The organism is Nonomuraea sp. NPDC051191, from assembly GCF_044455665.1.
GTDB lineage: Bacteria > Actinomycetota > Actinomycetes > Streptosporangiales > Streptosporangiaceae > Nonomuraea.
Genome location: NZ_JBITEZ010000005.1, coordinates 576,437 through 592,753, shown reverse-complemented (window position 1 = coordinate 592,753; position 16,317 = coordinate 576,437). Strand labels below are relative to the sequence as shown.

Sequence of the window (16,317 nt, the reverse complement as noted above, 5' to 3'; positions counted from 1 at the left end):
TCAGGTCAGGAAGAAGGAAGCGGTGACGGCCAGCAGCGCCAGCAGGAACGAACCGGCCAGCAGTTCCGGAACGCGGAACAGCCGGAGCTTGGCCATGAACACCTCGCCGGCGGCGAGCAGCACTCCCAGCAGCCCCACCTTGACAACGAGCGCGACCATCGCCAGCGGCAGCGCGAGCACCCCGGCCCCCGCGCCCGCGATCCCCAGGGGGACGAACAGGCCGGCCAGCAGTCCCAGCAGCACCGACAGCCGCATCGCCGACGCCCACTCGATCAGCGCCAGGTCGGGCCCGGCGTACTCCAGCACCGTCGCCTCGTGGATCATCGTCAGCTCCAGGTGCGTGGAGGGATTGTCCACGGGGATCCGGCCGGTCTCGGCGAGCGTGACGATCGCCAGCGCGACCGAGGCGAGCACGCTCACCGGGGAGAGCACCGACAGCGGATGCCCGGCCGCCGCCGTCACGATCGCCCCCAGGCTCGTGGAGCGGACGCCGATCGACAGGGCGAAGGTCGAGACCAGGATCGTCGGCTCCACCAGCGCCAGCACGGTCATCTCCCGGCTGGCGCCCATCCCGCCGAACGCCGTCCCGGTGTCCAGGGCGCCCAGGGCCAGCGCCACCGACCCCAGCGCCAGCAGCGCGGGCACCGCGAACAGGTCCGCGACGCCGTCCAGCGGCGAGTCCGTGGTCACCAGCGGCACCACCGCGGCCACGACCAGCGCCGTGCCGGCCAGCAGCGGCGGCGCCGCGCGGAACACCCAGCCGGTGCCGCGTGGCGCGATGGCCTCCTTGCGCATCAGCTTGCGCAGGTCCCGCCACGGCTGGGCGATCCCGGCGCCGGCGCGTCCCTCCAGCCGGGCGTGGACCTGCCGCATCACCCCCACCAGCAGCGGCGAGCCGACCGCGACCAGGATCACCTGGAGCGCCGCTCCGATCACGCCCGTCATCGCAGCACCACCAGAACGATCAGCGCCGCGGTCAGCGCCCAGAACCCGTAGCCGAGATAGCGGTGGACGCTGCCGGTGGCCAGGCCACGGGCGCCACGCCCGGCGGCCGTCACGGCGGAGATCAACGGCTCGTACAGCCGGTGTTCGATCCGGTCAGGGATCCGCGCGTGGAAGCTCACGCGTTCCACCAGGTAGGCCGACTCCTTCATCGGGGTGACGTCCACGCCGCTCTCCGGCTCCAGGACGTCGCCGAAGACCCGCTGCAGCGGCTCGGCGAACGACGTGGCGGTGTACTCCATCCGCGCCGACATGGGCCCGGCGCCGCAGTCCCAGAGCCGGGCGGCGCGCCGTGCCCGCCGCGTCGCGCCCACCCGTACCAGGCAGAGGACGGCCACGACGGCGGCCACCAGGGCGACGGCGATCAGCAGTGGCGAGATCATCCCCGCGACCCCGGTCAGCCGCAGCGTCACCTGCCCGCCGGCCACGTCCCGTCCCGGGAACGCCACTCCGACCGCCCGGACGAGCGCGGGCAGGACCAGCGTGGGAGCCAGCGCCAGGGCCACGCAGCACGCCGCCGCGAGCGTCGTCGCGGTCAGCATGGCCGGCGGGCTCTCTCCGGCACGTTCGGCCTCCGCGCTGCGCGGCCGGCCCAGGAAGCCCACGCCGAACGCCTTGACGAAGGTGGCGATGGCGAGACCCGCCGACAGCGCGATCGCCCCCACGGCCAGCGGCATCGTCACCGCGCCCGCCACCCCGGCGGCGGGCTGCGCGTGGATGAGGCTCTGCAGCAGCAGCCACTCGCTGACGAAGGCGTTGCCGGGCGGCAGCGCCGAAGCGCACAACGCGCCGAGCGCGAACACGACGGTGGTGTACGGCAGCCGCGCGCGCAGCCCGCCGAGCGCGTCCAGATCGCGGGTGCCGGTCGCGTGCAGCACCGAGCCCGCCGACAGGAACAACACCGTCTTGAACGCGGCGTGGTTGACCACGTGGAGCAGGGCCGCGGCCAGCGCCAGCGCCGCCGGCACGGGAGCGTCGCAGGCCGCGAAGAAGCCCGCCGCGCCCACCCCGACCAGCACCAGGCCCAGGTTCTCCGTCGTGGAGTAGCCCAGCAGCCGCTTCAGGTCGGAGGCGACCGCTGCCTGAAGGATCCCGAACAGCGCCGACGCCGCGCCCGCTCCCAGCACCAGCAGCCACCACCAGGCGGGGCCGCCGTGCAGCAGATCCAGCCCGACCCGGACGACGCCGTACGCGCCCATGTTCACCATGGCCGCGCTCATCAGGGCCGAGACGTGACTCGGCGCCTCCGGGTGCGCCCGCGGCAGCCACACGTGCAGCGGCACGATGCCCGCCTTGGAGGCGAACCCGGCCAGCGTCGCCAGGAACACGACCGTCCTGGCGGCCGGCGACAGCGTGGCCTCGCGCAACTGCTCGAAGCTCTCCCCGCCGGCCCCGGCGGCGAACGCGACCAGGCCGACGAGGATCGTCACCAGGCCGAAATGGGTCATGACCGCGTACCAGAGCCCGGCCCGGCCCACGGCCTCCCCCCGCCGGTGCTCGGCCAGCACCAGCGGCAGCGACGACACCGCCGTCAGCTCCCAGGCCAGCAGGAACGTGCTCACACTTGCCGCGGCGGGCACCAGCAGCATGGCCGCCACGAACAGCGGCAGCACCGACTGGAACACGCGTCCGTCCAGGCCGTGGGCGCAGTAGGCGATCCCGTAGATCGCCGCGCACACCGCCACGAACCCGGTGACCGCGATGAACACCCCGCTCAGGGGATCGACCGCCAGCCGTACCCCGGCCAGCGGCAGCAGGTCCGGCAGCCAGGCCGACCAGCTCCGACCGGCGCCGCCCACCGCCGTCGTGCCTGCCTCTGTGATCGCGGTTGTGATCGCCGTCGTGCCCGCTGCCGCGGCGGCGGCGCCCGCGGCCGCCGTGCACCAGCCCGCCAGGTGCCGCCGCGCCCGGGGCGGGGTCAGCAGGGCGGTCACCGCGGCCAGCGCGCAGCCGGACAGCGCCGCCACGTACAGTGTGCCGACCGGGTTCATCGGCCCGTCAGCCCGCGCAACGCCGCCACGATCGCCGCGGGCTCCGGCGGGCACCCCGGCACCTCCACGTCCACCGGCAGCACGTCGGCCACCGCCCCGGCCACCCCGTAGGCTCCGGCGAACACCCCGCAGTCGCGCGCGCAGTCGCCCAGCGCGATCACCAGGCGGGGCTCGGGGACCGCGTCATGGGTGCGGCGCAGCGCCACCTCCATGTTGCGGGTCACCGGCCCGGTCACCAGCAGCGCATCGGCGTGCCGCGGCGAGGCCACCAGCCGCGCGCCGTACCGTTCGGCGTCGTACACCGGGCCGAACGCCGAGGCGATCTCTACCTCGCAGCCGTTGCACGACCCCGCGTCCACATGTCTGATCTGCACCGATCCGGCGAGTTCCGCCGCCTTCGCGGGCGGGTCACCCTCCTGGCGGGCGGGTGCGGGCTCGGCCACCCGGCCCGTCTTCGCGATCTTCCCCCACAACCCCATCGTTGCCCCCTGCAACGCTCGCCGGCCACGATCACCCGGGCCGGGGCTGCCGTGCCGCGGCAGGCAGCCGCCCTGTCGGGAGAACACCTGCCGGGCCACGCATGGATCACGCGCCTGCGCGATCGCCCCCTACGGCCCGACCGGCGGATCCCGGCGCCAGGCTATTCCTCAAGCGCGGCGGGTGGGGCTGACTTTGGCCAAAGGGCGGCCGGTGGAGTCCGGCATGGCCGTTCGTGCCCGGTCCGCGGCATTCGGCCTGGTGACGCACCCCGCGCCGAGGAGTCAGGCAAGGGCGGCGAGAACCTTGTCCTGGGTGATCGGCAGGTCGCGGACGCGGTGGCCGATGGCGTGGTGGACGGCGTTGCCGATCGCGGCGCTCAGGCCGGTCGTAGGAGCCTCGCCGAAGCCGCGGGCGCCGAGCGCCGGGCTGGCCGGGTCGGGCCGGTCGATGAACGTGAGGTCCAGGTCGGGCACGTCGGCGGCCACGGGCACCAGGCAGCCGGACAGGTTCGGGGTGAGGATGCGGCCCAGGTGGGGATCGGTCAGGGTGTGCTCGGACAGGGCGACGCCGATGCCCCAGATCACGCCGCCGACGGCCTGGCTGCGCGCGGTGCGCTCGTTGAGTACCCGGCCGGGGTCGTAGACGCCGACGACGCGGCGCACCCGGACCTGGCCCAGCAGCCGGTGGACGGCGACCTCGGTGAACACCGCGCCGGTCGAGACCGCCTGGACCATCCGCCCGCCCGCCGGGCTGGTCACGCAGAGAGGCCGGCCGTGGCGGCGCAGCACGTCCCGGAAGCTGGTGCGGCGCGCGGGGCGGTCGAGATCGAACAGATGTCCGTCGGCGGCGCGGACGCGGGCAGGCGGCAGGCCGTGCAGCGGGCTGCTCTCGTCCGCCACGGCCAGGGCGATCACCTGGTCGCGGGCAGCGGTCGCGGCGCGGACGACGCCCGCGCCGGTACAGGGCACGGTCGCCGACGCCGACGAGGCCGGCGCCTGGGGGTAAGCGGAGTCGCCGAGGTCGAAGCGGACCTCGGCCATCGGCAGGCCCAGCACGTCGGCGCCGAGCTGCCGCATCACCGTGGAGGTGCCGGTGCCGATGTCGTGGGTGCCGGAGCGGATCCATGCCGCGCCGTCCACGCCGATGATCACTTCGGCTCCCGCCATCTCCCGGCCGCCCGCGGTGTGGGCCACGGTGGCCATGCCCCAGCCGAGCAGCCAGTCGCTGTCACGCATGGAGCCGGGACGCGGGGCGCGGCGCCACCAGCCGAAGCGCTCGGCGCCCCGCTCGTAGCAGGTGCGCAGGTGGTTGCTGCCGTGCCGGACGCCGCTCTGCTGGTTGGTCGCCGACCAGTTGCGGATCCTGAGCGTGACCGGGTCCAGGCCGAGCGCGTAGCTCAGCTCGTCCAGGGCCGACTCCAGGGCGTGGCTGGTGACGGTGTCCGGCGCCCGGATGTAGGCGGCGTTGGCCAGGTCCAGGGCGACGGCCCGCTGGGTGGTGCGCACGTTCGGGCAGGCGTACAGGATCCGGGTGATTCGGGCGCTGGTGACGAACCGGCCCTCGGTGCCGGCCACCTGCTGGGTGAGGGTGTGGTCGATCGCGGTCAGCCGGCCGTCGCAGGTGGCGCCGACGCGCACCACCTGGTGGGACGCGGCGCGGTGGCCGTTGCTGGTGTAGGACTCGGCCCTGGTCAGCACCAGCCTGACCGGGTGTCCGACGTGCCGGGCGAGCGCCGCGGCCAGGGCGATGCGCGGCACCGCGGACGTGCCCTTGGCGCCGAACCCGCCGCCCACGTACGGGGAGATGACGCATACCTTCTCGCGGGGCAGTCGGAACACCGTCATCAGCCCTTCCTGGGTGCCGGCGATGTTCTGGGTGGACTCCTGAACGGTGAGCCGGTCGCCGTCCCAGGCGGCGACGGTCGCCGGCAGCTCCATCGGGTTGTGGTGCTGCATCGGGGTGGTGTACGTCGCCTCGACCGTGACGGGCGCGGACGTGAGCGCGGCCTCGACGTCCCCGCGCACGTACACGTTGTCGCCCCCGTCAGGTCCCTGGGGCGGCAGGTACGCGGGGTCGAGACCGTCGGCGAGCACCGTCCGCGGGGTGTCGGCCCGGTAGCTCACCGCCACCAGCCCGGCCGCGTGCCGGGCCTGCTCCAGGGTCCGCGCCACCACGGCCGCGACGGGCTGGCCGGCGTACCGGATCATGTCGTCCTGCAACGGCAGGAAATCCTGCGGGCGAGGCCGGGGCAGCCGGCCCAGGCGCCCGGACCGTGCGCGCCCGCTACCTGTAGCACGTCGCCGACCACCTCGACGACTTCGACGGATGGCTGGAGCGTGAGCTCTATCTGCGGGTCAGCGTCTGGGACGCCCGCGCCGCCGCCGACGGCAACCGGCACAAGCTGGGTTGCGGCGACTACCCGCCGGAGACGTACGCCAGGGCGCTCAAGGCGTCGAAGATCCCGCCCAAGGCGGTGGAGATCAGCACACCGCTGCAGGTGTTCCACCAGGTGCATGCGTATCGGCGCCCCTGACCCTCAACCGAACCGCAACGGCCGTCCCGGAGCGGCCGGGGTTCGCCGGCGGGCCAAGATCGACAGCAATCTCCGCACCTGCTCGAACGACGAGGGAGGCGGCGTCAACACACACACCCACGTCTCGGCAACGGTGGCAACTTCGGCGAAGGCCGCAGGCATCACTGCCTAGCCCCGCCCATAACCACCTCGGTACGAACCAAACGATGGGACGCCCAGGCGAAACCGCAGGTGGGCCCTACGAAATACTTGATCCATGCCCGGCCCGAGGCACGCACCCAACCTTCGGTAGGCAAATCTGCCCACCTTGACCCACGGACAAGAAGAGCTATGCGCGGTCGATCTGCCCTAGTTTGGTCCCAAATTGGTCCCCAGAAGTACGCGAAGAGGCCGTTTCCGATTTCTCAGAAACGGCCTCTGACCTGCGGTTTCTCGCAAGTCGGGACGACAGGATTTGAACCTGCGACCCCTTGCCCCCCAGGCATGCCAGGCAGGGGCGGGACCACGGGCTGTACCCGCTCCCACCTGCGCATAGGGTCCACGGTGATCCACTGTTGTCCGACCTCATCCGAGGGCGTTGTCACTCAGTTGGTCACTCATAAGGCCGCCCGTCCGCGCGACCGCTCAGTTCTCGATAAGCCTCACGCAGTTCTGTGGCTTCCGGCATGCGGAGTGCTTCGATGGCGCTGATCACCTCGTGTGCCCTCCAATAGCTGGACGGCACCAGCACGCCGCTGGTCATCGTCATGAGGGTAAGCCGACCCGCCTCCTCGGGCTGATCGGCCGCCAGCAGTGCCAGCGCCAGGTCAAGGCGCGCGGATGCCGCCCTGCGCGGGCGAAACGGCCCATCTGCGGCTGACTCCATACGCGCGAGCACCTGCCGGGCGTACCGCTCGGCGGCCGGATCTCCCAGCCATGACAGTGTGGTCGCGACGTAGGCGTCGCTCTTGGAGGGGTCGTACCGGTAGTGATGCTCGGGATGCTCGGGCATCGACAACGGCGCGACCAACCGGGCGACACGGTTCAGCGCATCACGCGTTTCCGGGCCAGATCCGAGCCGTGCCCATACCCGGCCTTCCTGTGCGGTCGCCTGGATGTAGGCGGAACTTCCATGTGGCGCGATGACCTGCGCCCCCTGAGTCAGGGTCAAGGCTCGGCGGTAGTCGCCGGTGGTGACCGCCTGCCACGCCTCGGTCTCCAGGCACCATGCCGCGATCTCGGGCTGCTCAGCATGCTTTGCCAACTGGGCGGATGTCTGAAGCCATGTTGCAGCGGCATCGTACTGGCGAAGGTCGATATAGCAGGTGGAAGCCAGCAAGGACAGCCAGCCACCGGCTGTTAGCAGGCGGCGGTGCTCAATAAGTGTCTTCTTCGCGTTGATCAGATGCGAGACGTAAGACAGGTGCTGGCGTGCTCGTTTCAGCAACTCGGCCGGTGGTGTCCCCTGGTAGGCCATCGCAAGGTCATCGACGGCCAGTTCCAGCCGGTCAAGCGTCTCATTACCCACATCGCTGGCGGCAACCCGGCGGCCCAGCTCCAACGCCTCGACCTCTCCCTCGAAACAGGCGTTGTCCTGCACGTCATCGGCGAACAACTCGGCTTCTCCCATGCCGAACACTCGGCAGTAGAGCAATCGATACGGGTCCTTGGGCTGGTGCCTGCCGGCCTCCCAAGCCTTGATCATGCGGATCAGGGATTCCCGCTCGGGAAGACGAGCCCGCGTGTGTGGGTCTGCCGCGTCGGCAAGGTGCTTGGCCATGTCTCGCTGTGTCCACAACTTGCCACGCCTTTCGGCGCGCAACCGTAGGGCCCAGGCCGGAACGTTATCCATTGTGTGCACCTCGGGGGACTGGGGTCCGCCTGTCTCCCCCAGTCTCCCTTACTCACACTGTCGGTGCGGGGCTACCTGGAGATGTCATGAGAGGACCATGAAAAGGCGGAACCCGCAGGCGCTGACACGCCGTACGGGTTCCTTGATCGCACAGTGGAGGTGCGACCCATGGACAACTCTAGAGGCGCTCCGATCCCCGCGAACAGCGTCGCAGCGAGCCGTCAGGACAGGGCATCGGACATCGCGTCGGTGACGCCGCTCGATGTGGCCGAAGAACTCCGCAAGGCGCTGAAGCAGCATGGCATCGAGGCCGATGTCCACGACGGCTACGGGCTGGCGTTGGTGTCGGTGTGGGTCGGCCTGGTGATCTGGTGCGACGGCGTGTGGTTCTGGTGGCGCGTGGGCTGGGACGAGCGACGTAGACGCGTCATGTACGCCCGCCACCCGGCCGACGAACCCGCGCGGGCCGCTCGAAGGGTGGCCTTCCGCTACGCCAAGCTGCACCACAACCATCCGTACCCGGGGCTGATCTTTGATCCTTCCCCGTCCACTCGATCGTGAGCCTGCGGTGAGTACGCTTCCCGCACTGGCCGCGAGGTACGGCAAGTGCTGGGTGATCTCTGAGGCGGCGGGCGGCGGGTTCTACGCGGTACGTCGTCACAGTCTCTCGCCGAACGAGTTGAAGCGGGGGCTGTCCAACGTACGATGTGCGGCCACGCTCATCGAGCTTGCAGCGCGCCTGGAGGCCGAAACCCGGCTTGAGCAACCGCGCCGCTCGGTGGGTCGGGGCTGAGGTACGAAGTCCCGAACCTTCGATCGCCCCCAACCCCGTGTGGAGACCAGCCACAGCATGGCGATCGTAGGGCTGTACTGGTGGACGCCCCGGAACACCGCCACGTGCGAGCCGGTGCATTGATCGGACGCCCCCTTGCCTGGTCTCAGCCGCTCAGCCTGCGGCGGCCGGTGCTCCCCGCCGGGACCGGCCCCCAGGCCGCAGCCCGGCGGGGAGGGCACCGGACCGCCGCGCGGCGCGCTTGCGCGCCGCCTTGAACCAGTAAAGAAACTCTGAGCCCACTACAGGCGCAGCGCGATCCGACCTTCGTCTCCCCTGCCTGCCGCCTCGAAGCGGTCTCCAGGAGCCTCGATCTGGGTGAACTCCAGGGGGCGGCCCTCGCGATCGAGCATGAGGCGACGGATGACCAGGAGGGGCGTGCCGACGGCTTCCATCTCCAGATCCTCAATGGCGGAGCCGTAAGGCATGGCGGCATGGGCGCTGGTGGTCCAGTGCAATGGGCCCCTGGTGGCTTCCAAGTGGCTGTAGAAGTGCTCGGGTGCCACGTCTTCGCTCACTCCGCGCACCAGGTCGGCGACCGTGAAGGACTCAGTGAGCAGGCGGTGGCCGGCTACATCGCCAAATACGCCACCAAGGGCGCGGAATCCTCGGGCACCGTTGATCACCGCATCTCCTGTCCGGCGTGCAAAGGACGCGGGCGGCTGAGCTTGAGGGCTTCCTGCGGCCTGTGCCGTGGGTCCGGACTCAAGCCCGGCCTGCACCTGGACGCGCTCCCGGTGACCGAACACGCCCGGCGCATGATCCGTACCTGCTGGGACCTTGGCGCACGCCCCGAGTACGCCGGACTACGGCTCCGGCCGTGGGCACACATGCTGGGCTTCCGCGGCCACTTCTCCAGCAAAAGCCGTCTCTACTCCATCACCTTGGGCGACCTGCGCAGCGCTCGCGCCCTGCACCGCGCCGCCGAAGCCCGCGAGCGTCACGACCTACCCACCCTCGACCAGGCGACCACGCTCGTCATGGCGCACTGGCGCTTCGCCGGAAGCGGCTACACCCAAGGCGAAGCGATCATGGCCGAGCACATCCGCCAGCGAGTCGAGGCCGCCCGCAAGATCACGGCAGAGCGGGCGGATGAATGACCCCAACCCGTCCCGCCCACGATCGGCGGCTCTACCGCGTCACCGACGCCATGCACCTACTCAGCCTCAGCCGCAGCGTGATCTACGAACTCATCCGCTCCGGCCGGCTCCGCTCCGTCACCCAGGGACGGACCAGGCTCATCCCCGCCTCAGCCATCGAGGACTACATCTCCCTACTCGAACAGGAGGCTCCATGACCGAACGACGCAGCCGAGGAGACGGCGGCCTGCACTGGGACGAGAACCGGCAACGCTGGATCGCCTCAGTGACGGTCGGCTACACCCCAGCGGGCAAGCGCATCGTCAAGAAGGCCAGCGGCAAGACCAAGACCGAAGCCAAGACCAAACTCAAAGAGATCATCCGCGACCACGAGGACGGGCTTGCCAACGGCCCGGCGAACTACACCGTGGCGGACGCCGTGACTGGCTGGCTCGCCTACGGCCTGCATGGCCGCAACCAGGCCACGGTCACCAACTACCAAACCCTGTGCCACAAGCACATCCTCCCCGACCTGGGTGTCCGGAAGCTGCGCGAGTTGAGCGCCGAAGAAGTGGACCGATGGCTCGTCGGCAAGGCCAAGGTCCTGGCCGCTCGTACGGTGCGACTGCTTCACTCCTGCCTGAACCGCGCCGTGAAGTTCGCCCAGGCCCGCGACAAGGTCAAGCGCAACGTCGTGGGCCTCTGCGAGATCCCCGAGGGCAGGGAAGGCCGCCCGTCCAAGTCCCTCACCCTCGACCAGGCCACCGCTCTGCTCGACGCGGCTGATGGCACCCGCCTGTACGCCTACGTCGTCCTCTCGCTGCTGATCGGTGCCCGCACGGAGGAACTGCGGGCGCTCACCTGGAAGGAGGTCGATCTCGTCGGCGATCCGGACAAGGACATCCCGCCGTGGATCGCCGTGTGGCGCTCAGTACGTGAAGGAGGCGACACCAAGACCAAGCGCTCACGTCGCTCCCTGGCACTGCCCAAGCGCTGTGTGGAAGCGCTGAAAGCGCACCGCGAACAGCAGCGGAAAGACAGGAAAGCGGCGGGCGAGAAGTGGCAGGATCACGGGCTCGTCTTCGCCTCGCTCGTCGGGACGCCCCTCGACGCCCACAACGTACGCAGAGCGTTCCGGAAGATCGTCAAGGACGCCGGGATGCCCGCCTACTACTGGACGCCCCGGGAGATGCGGCACAGCTTCGTCTCACTGCTTTCCGACTCGGGCGTCCCCCTGGAGGAGATCGCCCGGCTCGTCGGCCACAGCGGGACGGCGGTCACCGAAGCGGTCTACCGCAAGCAGATCCGCCCCGTACTCCTGCAAGAAGCTGCGGCGATGGATGAGATCTTCGCCCGGTAGTCACTCAGTTAGTCACTCACCAATGCGAAAGGGTGCCACCCTTTTGAGTGACACCCTTGCCGACCAGCTAAAACCTGGTCGGGACGACAGGATTTGAACCTGCGACCCCTTGACCCCCAGTCAAGTGCGCTACCAAGCTGCGCTACGTCCCGGTTGTGTCGGCCGCCCCCTGCGGGGCGGGACGTCATAACCTTAGCGCACATCGGAGGTAGGCGCGTACACGGAAAGCGGGAGCGGAGGGCGTGGTGGGGCGGAGGCCGAGCGTTGATCGGGCGGAGCTGGCGCGGCTGGTGGCCGGCGGGATGAGTGTGCAGGAACTGGCCGCTCATTTCGGGGTGTCCGAGTCCGGGGTGCTGCAGGCCAAGCGGGCCGCGGGGCTGGCCAAGCCGATGCTCGACCACAGTTCCGCCGTCCCGTGGAAGCTGGCGCGCGTGCACGCGCAGTCCGGGCCGGCGACGAACCTGCGGAACCTGTCGGCGGCGGCGCAGGGGAAGCCGCCGGCGGCCGAGCGGTTGAACACGGCTCTGCGGTGGGCTCAGCGGCTCGTGGACGCGGGGCTCGACGTGCGGTACGACGCGGCCGAAGGGTTCAGTGAGGTCCCGGCGCCGCCGGCGGGCTCACACGTCGCGACGGTGCTGGAGGCCGCCAGGAAAGGGCTCGCAGCTCACTGAGTACGCGAGTTTCGACGGCCTTGATCGTGGGCAGTCGCAGGTCTCATTACAGAGACCGGAGGCGAACATCAATGACCACCTTGATCTGGGTGGCCGTCGTCGTGGTCGCGGTGGTGGCGCTCGCCGCAGTGGGCTTTGTCGTGCTACAGCAGCAACGCCGCAGCCGTCTCCGCGAACGTTTCGGCCCTGAGTACGAGCGTACGGTGGCCGAGAGCGACAACCGGCGTGACGCCGAGCGGGAGCTCATCGCCCGCGAGCAGCGCCATTCCGAGCTCGACATCCGTCCGCTGCCTGAGGAGACGCGCGACACCTACGCCAACCGGTGGACCGAGGTCCAGGAGCGTTTCGTCGACGCCCCCGGGTTCGCGGTCACCGAGGCCGACCAGCTCGTCACCTCGGTGATGGCGGAACGGGGCTACCCCACGGACGACTTCGAGCAGCGGCTGTCCGACCTGTCCGTCGGGCACGCGGCCACTCTCGACCACTACAGGACGGCCCACGAGATCAGCGGGCGGGCGGTCAGGAAGGAAGCCTCGACCGAGGAGCTCCGGCAGGCCATGGTGCACTACCGCGCGTTGTTCGAGGAACTGCTGCACGAGACCACGCGAGGGCGGTGAGTGTAGATGAGCAGCAGCAGAAGAAGTGAGGACGAGCTCAAGGTCCCGTCCCAGCGGTCGGACGGGGCTCACGGGGAGGACGAGCACAAGGATCCGGCCGACCAGACCGGCGATCGGTACGACAGTGGCTACCGGAACGAGGCCGGTCACACCCCGGTGACCCACGGGTACACCCCCACGGCCCCCGGCCGTGACCACGACCGGGACCACGACCGGGACCTCGACCGGGACCTCGACCGGGACGACGATGACGAGCCGCTCTACAAGGACCCCTATGCGAACTCCGACACGGCCGGCGACCTGCCGGGCGATCCGGAGCGCGACACCCCTCTCGGACGCGGCACCGACCACCGCTCCCCCACCCCGGCCCCCGACCCGGCCCACACCGACATCCCCGCTGACGTCCCCGCCCACGTCCACGCTGACGTCCACGCCGGCGAGACGCCTGGACACGAGACCTCCCGGGACGCCCTGTCCGGAACCGGGACACACCACGGCGAACGTTCCGACGACGTGCTGGTCCACAGCGACCACCCGCAGGACGAACTGCCCCACGGCGAACAGGCTCAGGAGGACGTCCTGGTCCACGGCGACCGGGCCGACGACGACCTGGCGCACGACCGGCTGAGCGACCGCGCCTCCTCCGTCCGCGACCGCTCCGACAGCGACCCCTTCGACAGCGACCCCTCTGACCACGAACTCACCGACGGCGAACTCGTCGACGGCGAGCGCACCGAGGACGAGCGACCGGCGGAAAAGGCTCCCGTCGAGGGGGCTCCCGCGGAGGACGTCCCCTCGCACGCGGCCCCCCTGGAGGTCGCCCTGTTCGACCAGGATCCCGCCGAGGTGCAGGCCCGCTGGCGCGACGTCCAGGCGTCCTTCGTGGACGACCCCGCCGAGGCGATCCAGCGCGCCGACGGCCTGGTCGGCGAGGTGGTGGAGTCGCTGACGAACTCCCTCACCAGCCGTACCGGCGCTCTGCGCGACCGATGGAAGGACGTCGACTCCCCCGACACCGAGGACCTGCGGCAGGCGTTCCGGGACTACCGCAACGTCCTGGAGCGGCTGCTCGCGCTGTCCACGCACAATCTGTCCGCTGAAACGAGGAGGTGACCGGCATGCTCGCGGTCGTCGCAGCGATCATCTTCGGGTTGGGCTTCCTGCTCGACCTGGTGGGCGTGAGGATCCCCGGCGGGATCTCCGGCATGACGTTCGTCCTGCTGGGGCTGACCTTGCTGGCCCTGCACCAGGCAGGTATCGGCACGGCGAGCGTCCGCAGCGGGTCCGGCAACTGGCGCGGACGCACCCGCCGCTGAGCCAGGACAAGAACAAAGGTCCGGGCGGGAGGCCGACCAAGCCTCCCGCCCAAACCCCCAAAGCATCGGATACAGGCAAATATCCAGACAAAAACCGAGGTCACCCCTTACCGGGAAACCTCATGATCACGGTGCTCCCCCCGCTCCCCACCCGCAACGTGAAATCGGAGGAGAGCAGCCGGGCCACCCACAACCCCATCCCCCCGACGGCCCCCGGCAGCGGCCCGGGCTTCCAGGACCCCTCGTCGTGCACCTCGACCACCAGGTCCCCGCTGATCACCCACGTCCGCATCGCGGCCCGGCCGGCCCCGTGCGTGACCGCGTTGGTCGCCACCTCGTTGACCGCGATGACGAAGTCGCCGACCGCCTCCTCGGGCATCCCGACGGCGCGGGCCTCGTCCTCGGCGAACTGCCGGACCGTCGGCAGATCCGGCAGCCGGAAGCGCAGCTCCTTCACGGGCACGCCGGGTGGCGGGCTCGTGTAGCCCGACTGAGGCTCGACGTCCTCGTTCACCCGGCGACTCGCCTTTCTCTCACCAGCCGACCAGCGGCTAACCGACCAGCAGCTCACTGCGGAGCTGGTCGAGTACCTTACGGAGAATCCGTGAGACGTGCATCTGCGAGATGCCGAACTCCGCGGCGATCTCGGCCTGCGTCATGTTGCCGAAGAAGCGCAGCAGCAGGATGTGCTTCTCGCGGCTGGGCAGCGCGTCGATGAGCGGCTTGACGGCCTCACGGTCGACCATGGTGCTCAGCGTGTCGTCGTCCTCGGGGATGACGTCGCCGAGCGAGGCCGCGTCGTCGTCGGTGCCGAGCGGCGCGTCGAGCGACAGCGTGCTGTACGCGGCCGAGGCGTCGAGGGTGAGCAGGACGTCTTCCTCCGAGATGTTCATCTTCGCGGCCAGCTCGGCCACGGTCGGGGACCTGCCGAGGTCCTGGCTGAGGTCGGCGACGAGCCGGTTGAGCTCGGACCGGCGCTCCTGGTAGAGGCGCGGGACCCGGATGGCCCAGGTGCGGTCGCGGAAGTGCCGCTTGACCTCACCGGTCATCGTGACGACGGCGTAGCCCCTGAAGGCGTGGCCGAGGCTCGGGTCGAAGCCGTTGACGGCCTTCATCAGGCCGACGTACGCGGCCTGGAGGAGGTCCTCCAGAGGTTCGCCCCGGTAGCGGTAACGCCTGGCGATCTCCATGGCCAGCGGCCGGTGCATCTCCACGATGCGCTCGCGCAGCCGTTCCCTGTGGCTGTCGGGTGTGCCTTCCCTGACCATCTCGGCCAGAAGGTCTTCTGCTGACATCTCCTCGAGGACGTATTCCTGCACAGCCATCGCTGCTCCTCATATGGGTCGCAGGGCGGCCTCCGCCAGCAGAAAAAGCCCAGGCAGAGGCACGCCTCGCTCTACTCTCGAGACGGAAGCCCTCTGCTGGACTTCGGATCCAGTGTCCCCCCTGCCGCGAGAAGTATTCCTCGGTCGCGTGGTGACAGTAGGGTTGCTTCGTGACAATGCCCGAAAACGGCGAGGGGCCCGTGGCCGCCCTGAGCCTGACGTCGTCGACCGTCGACGAGATCACAGTCGTCAAGGTCGACGGCGTGCTCGACGCCACGACGCGTGAGCAGTTCGCCGACTACCTGTCGCTCACCGGCACCGACCTGATACTCGACCTGGCCGGGGTGACGTTCATGGATTCGCGCGCGCTCGGGCTGATAGTCCATCACTGGCAGACCAGCCTGACGTCGGGTTCGAAGTTCGCCCTGGTGGGAGTGGAGTACTCGAAGTCGAAAGTGATGTGGATCACCGGGCTGGCCCAGCGCCTGCCGCTGTACGACACGCTCGACGACGCGCTGGCCGCCATCGGCTGAGGCCCTATGCGCGACGCGTCGACTTGCGCTGATGCTCCTCCACCAGGAGCCTGGCCAGATCGGCCACCTTGACCTGATGGTGCTGCGAGATCCTGCGCAGCTCCTCGAACGCGGCCTCGGCCGTGCACCCGCTGGTCTGCATGATGATGCCCTTGGCCTGGTCGATGACCGACCGTCCGGCCAGGGCCTCCTGGAGCTGGGCGGCGTCGGTGCGCACCTCCTCGAACTCCCACATGTTGGCCATGGCCACCCCGACCTGCTCGGTCAGCATGTCGGCCAGCGAGTGGGCGGCCTGCGGGGAGAAGGCTCCCCTGCGGACCGAGTAGAGTCCGACGATGAGCTGCGCCGGCGCCACCTCGATGGGCACGATCAGTACCGACCGCACCCCCCAGCGGGTCGCCAGTGCGTTGTAGCGGGGCCAGCGGCTGTCGGTCAGCACGTCGCCCAGGCTCGCGCGGGCGCCGCTCTGGCGGGCCTCGAGAGAGGGCCCCTCGCCGAGCTCGCGCTCGCCCTCGACCAGCATGATCAGCTCGCTGTGCGAGCCGGAGACCAGCACCCTCTGGTCGCGCCAGTGTTCGGCCGAGCCGCCCGAGCACCCGGGCACACCGGCCGCCAGCGCCGTGGTCAGGCCGCGCAGGACGCTCTCCGTGGAGGTGTCCTCGCCCAGCCGCCCCAGCGCCGCCAGGTCTCGGGCGAGCCCGGGAGTGATCATCGCCGTCGATTCCATAGCAAGAAGCCCCTACCCCT

18 protein-coding genes and 1 tRNA gene are annotated in these 16,317 nt (G+C 70.2%); 9 read left to right on the top strand and 10 right to left on the bottom strand.

Annotated features, from left to right (window positions below):
* The 5 genes from ACIA8R_RS17660 to ACIA8R_RS17640 all read right to left on the bottom strand — a co-directional run bounded on the left by ACIA8R_RS17660 (window position 1) and on the right by ACIA8R_RS17640 (window position 7,765).
* Window positions 1-945 carry an NADH-quinone oxidoreductase subunit H gene (locus ACIA8R_RS17660; protein ID WP_364092498.1) on the bottom strand — a complete coding sequence of 315 codons (945 nt, stop codon included), beginning with the start codon at window positions 943-945 and terminating at the stop codon, window positions 1-3.
* On the bottom strand, window positions 942-2,993 hold the full coding sequence (locus ACIA8R_RS17655) for a proton-conducting transporter membrane subunit (protein ID WP_397039180.1): 2,052 nt from the start codon (window positions 2,991-2,993) through the stop codon (window positions 942-944). The genes ACIA8R_RS17660 and ACIA8R_RS17655 overlap by 4 nt, the downstream gene beginning before the upstream one ends.
* On the bottom strand, window positions 2,990-3,472 hold the full coding sequence (locus tag ACIA8R_RS17650) for an NADH-quinone oxidoreductase subunit B family protein (protein ID WP_397039178.1): 483 nt from the start codon (window positions 3,470-3,472) through the stop codon (window positions 2,990-2,992). Before ACIA8R_RS17650 ends, ACIA8R_RS17655 begins: the two co-directional genes overlap by 4 nt.
* Window positions 3,473-3,754: 282 nt before the next feature.
* Window positions 3,755-5,692, bottom strand: coding sequence for a xanthine dehydrogenase family protein molybdopterin-binding subunit (locus ACIA8R_RS17645; RefSeq protein WP_397039177.1), 1,938 nt, complete (start codon window positions 5,690-5,692; stop codon window positions 3,755-3,757).
* Window positions 5,693-6,598: 906 nt separating this feature from the next.
* Entirely contained in the window at window positions 6,599-7,765 is a 1,167-nt protein-coding gene (locus ACIA8R_RS17640) for a hypothetical protein (RefSeq protein WP_397039176.1), read from the bottom strand.
* A gap of 321 nt (window positions 7,766-8,086) precedes the next feature.
* Here ACIA8R_RS17640 and ACIA8R_RS17635 point away from each other — a divergent pair, with 321 nt between their 5' ends.
* Window positions 8,087-8,398 (top strand): hypothetical protein, encoded by a 312-nt coding sequence (locus tag ACIA8R_RS17635; protein WP_364092509.1) that lies wholly within the window; start codon window positions 8,087-8,089, stop codon window positions 8,396-8,398.
* Window positions 8,399-8,911: 513 nt separating this feature from the next.
* On the opposite strand, the gene ACIA8R_RS17630 is transcribed toward ACIA8R_RS17635, so the two are convergent.
* Complete coding sequence (locus tag ACIA8R_RS17630) at window positions 8,912-9,199, bottom strand: UTRA domain-containing protein (RefSeq protein WP_364092756.1); 288 nt, start codon at window positions 9,197-9,199, stop codon at window positions 8,912-8,914.
* On the opposite strand from ACIA8R_RS17630, the gene ACIA8R_RS17625 reads away from it, so the two are divergent.
* Genes ACIA8R_RS17625 through ACIA8R_RS17615 form a run of 3 tightly spaced genes read left to right on the top strand, consistent with a single transcriptional unit; the run spans window position 9,104 to window position 11,108 of the window.
* The gene (locus ACIA8R_RS17625) at window positions 9,104-9,769 is read left to right on the top strand and encodes a replication initiator (RefSeq protein WP_364092511.1); all 666 of its coding nucleotides are present in this window, start codon (window positions 9,104-9,106) and stop codon (window positions 9,767-9,769) included. The genes ACIA8R_RS17630 and ACIA8R_RS17625 overlap by 96 nt on opposite strands.
* Window positions 9,766-9,966: a helix-turn-helix domain-containing protein gene (locus tag ACIA8R_RS17620; protein WP_364092513.1), complete on the top strand. Its 201-nt coding sequence runs from the start codon at window positions 9,766-9,768 to the stop codon at window positions 9,964-9,966. The genes ACIA8R_RS17625 and ACIA8R_RS17620 overlap by 4 nt, the downstream gene beginning before the upstream one ends.
* Window positions 9,963-11,108 carry a tyrosine-type recombinase/integrase gene (locus ACIA8R_RS17615; RefSeq protein WP_397039174.1) on the top strand — a complete coding sequence of 382 codons (1,146 nt, stop codon included), beginning with the start codon at window positions 9,963-9,965 and terminating at the stop codon, window positions 11,106-11,108. The genes ACIA8R_RS17620 and ACIA8R_RS17615 overlap by 4 nt, the downstream gene beginning before the upstream one ends.
* Before the next feature lie 75 nt (window positions 11,109-11,183).
* Here the strand turns inward: ACIA8R_RS17615 and ACIA8R_RS17610 are convergent.
* Window positions 11,184-11,260, bottom strand: a tRNA-Pro gene (locus ACIA8R_RS17610).
* Between the two features lie 150 nt (window positions 11,261-11,410).
* On the opposite strand from ACIA8R_RS17610, the gene ACIA8R_RS17605 reads away from it, so the two are divergent.
* The 4 genes from ACIA8R_RS17605 (at window position 11,411) to ACIA8R_RS17590 (ending at window position 13,712) form a co-directional block, all read left to right on the top strand.
* Window positions 11,411-11,779 carry a hypothetical protein gene (locus ACIA8R_RS17605; RefSeq protein ID WP_397039173.1) on the top strand — a complete coding sequence of 123 codons (369 nt, stop codon included), beginning with the start codon at window positions 11,411-11,413 and terminating at the stop codon, window positions 11,777-11,779.
* A 71-nt stretch (window positions 11,780-11,850) separates the two neighbouring features.
* Complete coding sequence (locus ACIA8R_RS17600; RefSeq protein ID WP_357704609.1) at window positions 11,851-12,396, top strand: hypothetical protein; 546 nt, start codon at window positions 11,851-11,853, stop codon at window positions 12,394-12,396.
* 6 nt (window positions 12,397-12,402) lie between these two features.
* Window positions 12,403-13,509 (top strand): hypothetical protein, encoded by a 1,107-nt coding sequence (locus tag ACIA8R_RS17595; protein ID WP_397039171.1) that lies wholly within the window; start codon window positions 12,403-12,405, stop codon window positions 13,507-13,509.
* A 5-nt stretch (window positions 13,510-13,514) separates the two neighbouring features.
* Complete coding sequence (locus tag ACIA8R_RS17590) at window positions 13,515-13,712, top strand: hypothetical protein (RefSeq protein WP_364092520.1); 198 nt, start codon at window positions 13,515-13,517, stop codon at window positions 13,710-13,712.
* Between the two features lie 100 nt (window positions 13,713-13,812).
* Here ACIA8R_RS17590 and ACIA8R_RS17585 read toward each other — a convergent pair whose 3' ends face one another.
* Window positions 13,813-14,226: an ATP-binding protein gene (locus ACIA8R_RS17585; protein ID WP_357704603.1), complete on the bottom strand. Its 414-nt coding sequence runs from the start codon at window positions 14,224-14,226 to the stop codon at window positions 13,813-13,815.
* 37 nt (window positions 14,227-14,263) lie between these two features.
* On the bottom strand, window positions 14,264-15,037 hold the full coding sequence (locus ACIA8R_RS17580; protein ID WP_364092523.1) for a SigB/SigF/SigG family RNA polymerase sigma factor: 774 nt from the start codon (window positions 15,035-15,037) through the stop codon (window positions 14,264-14,266).
* Window positions 15,038-15,213: 176 nt separating this feature from the next.
* Between ACIA8R_RS17580 and ACIA8R_RS17575 the strand changes: the two genes are divergently transcribed.
* Entirely contained in the window at window positions 15,214-15,570 is a 357-nt protein-coding gene (locus tag ACIA8R_RS17575) for an STAS domain-containing protein (RefSeq protein WP_357704633.1), read from the top strand.
* A gap of 4 nt (window positions 15,571-15,574) precedes the next feature.
* Here ACIA8R_RS17575 and ACIA8R_RS17570 read toward each other — a convergent pair whose 3' ends face one another.
* Entirely contained in the window at window positions 15,575-16,282 is a 708-nt protein-coding gene (locus ACIA8R_RS17570) for an ANTAR domain-containing protein (protein ID WP_357704599.1), read from the bottom strand.
* Window positions 16,283-16,317 lie beyond the last annotated feature (35 nt).